Below are 1,422 nucleotides of genomic sequence, written 5' to 3'. Positions count from 1 at the left end.
CCCCCCGCGCCCCCCCCCCCCCCGGGCCCCCCCCGGGCCCCCCCCCCCCCGCGGGTCTCTCCCCGCCCGTGCGCCCCCGCCCCCCCCCCCCCGGGGCGCCCCCCCCACGTCCACGTGCGCACCCGCGCCTACGCCGACCGTCGCCCCGGAACGCCCGCCCGTCCCATCGCTGCAGCGATGGGTGAACGGACCGTTCGTCCGATCTGGTTGGGCGAACGGTCCGTTCGCTCCGGTGCGAGTGGTCGGCACCGGGCCAGGGATTTCCGAGTGAACGGACCCTTTGTCCCATCTCGTTGGTCGAAGGGTCCGTTCACCCGGGGAAGTGGTTCGTGCGCGATCGGTCCTGTCGCCGCCGATGTGGGTGAACGGACCGTTCGTCCCATCTCGTTGGTCGAACGGGCCGTTCACCCGGAGAAGGTCGGGACGGGCTTGTCCCAGGTGAGCGCGTAGCGCCACAGCAGCAACCTGCGGTACTGGACGCCGGGCAGCTGTCGCTGCGCGCCCTGGCGCACCTCATCCCAGGTCATGATCGGGTCCTTCGCCGGGACCTCCGGCGGCTCGGTGACCCCGCCGTGCCTGCGGGCGAGGAAGCGGTGCACCGGGATCGCCGCGATGTCCCTCGCCCAGTCCAGCGGGGTGTGGTGCCGGGCCAGGCCGACGAGCACCAGCCTCCCACCGGGGGCGAGCATCCGGCCCATGGCGGTGAGCGTGGAATCGAAGTCCATGTGGTGCAGCGCGGCGACGCTGCTGATGAACCCGTACGAGCCGTCCCGCGCCTTCGCGGCGAAATCGACGAAGTCCGAGTCCACATAGGACACGTTGTCGTACTGGTAGCTGGCGCGGCGGGCTTGGCGGATCATCGTGCGGGAGCGGTCGATGCCCGTGGCGCGCTTCGCCCTCGACGCCAGCGCGCGCACCAGCGTCCCGTCGCCGCACCCGACGTCGAGCGCCGCGTCGCATCCTTCGGGCACCGAGTCGAGAACGAGCGGGTGGTAGTGCACGTTGTGGCTCCACTGCTCCGACACCGGCTCACCCTAACCACCTGCACTGCGGCTTTCGCCGGGTCGTGGTAGGTGCCGGGAGGTCTCGGAACCGCGCTCCGCCCTCGGCGCTCGAGACGTCGGATCCCTTGGGCCGCAACGGGTTCCACTGCGGATGTCCGCGCCTGCCCGGCGCGCTGGATCCGGGGCGGCGGCACCTCGACGCGAGGGCGGGCCGGGGAACGACGTGCAGCCGTAGTGCAAAAGTGATCAGCGGTGCCGGGTCGTTGTCGTCCCGTGACACCGGCGCCACGCGCACCGGCCGCAGCGAGCCGGGGGGGGGGGGGGGGGGGGGGGGGGGGGGGCTGGGGGGGCGGGGGGGCCCCCCCGCCCCCCCCCCCCCGGCCCCCCGCCCCCCCCCCCCCCCCCCCCCCCCCGGCGG

General features: G+C 74.5%; 1 protein-coding gene. It reads right to left on the bottom strand.

Translation table 11 applies throughout. The features are described from left to right. Positions 1-404 precede the first annotated feature (404 nt). A complete protein-coding gene (locus LCD35_RS16255; RefSeq protein WP_224960338.1) occupies positions 405-1,025 on the bottom strand; it encodes a bifunctional 2-polyprenyl-6-hydroxyphenol methylase/3-demethylubiquinol 3-O-methyltransferase UbiG in 621 nt (206 codons plus the stop codon). Between the last annotated feature and the right edge of the window lie 397 nt (positions 1,026-1,422).

Origin of the sequence: Saccharopolyspora sp. 6V (assembly GCF_020176785.1) — a bacterium.
In the GTDB taxonomy this organism is placed as follows: Bacteria; Actinomycetota; Actinomycetes; order Mycobacteriales; family Pseudonocardiaceae; genus Saccharopolyspora_C; species Saccharopolyspora_C gregorii.
The sequence above is the reverse complement of the archived record's forward strand: the minus strand, read 5'-3'. Positions and strand labels throughout refer to the sequence as shown.